Origin of the sequence: Desulfovibrio desulfuricans (genome assembly GCF_024460775.1) — a bacterium.
Lineage (GTDB): Bacteria > Desulfobacterota > Desulfovibrionia > Desulfovibrionales > Desulfovibrionaceae > Desulfovibrio > Desulfovibrio desulfuricans_E.
The window spans coordinates 1-214 of the sequence record NZ_JANFYZ010000138.1 but is presented as its reverse complement, the minus strand read 5'-3'; the positions used below and the strand labels follow the sequence as shown (position 1 = coordinate 214).

Sequence of the window (214 nt, the reverse complement as noted above, 5' to 3'; positions counted from 1 at the left end):
TGAATGAGATCGACCTGACATCCCCTGAAATTGCAGCAGGCCTGAACAGCGTGCTTGACGGCTCCCCCCTGTGCCTGGCGGAAAACGGCGGCGAACTGATTGTGCCACACCCCATGTTCCGTCTGGTTGCCACGGCCAATACCAATGGCGGTGGCGACGACACCGGCCTATACCAGGGCACCCAGCGGCAGAACCTTGCATGGCTGGACCGCTT

1 protein-coding gene is annotated in these 214 nt (G+C 61.2%); it reads left to right on the top strand.

Features of this window, described 5'->3' with window-relative positions:
* The coding region (locus tag NE637_RS15690; protein WP_256267851.1) for a P-loop NTPase family protein at window positions 1–214 on the top strand (214 nt) is incomplete at both ends.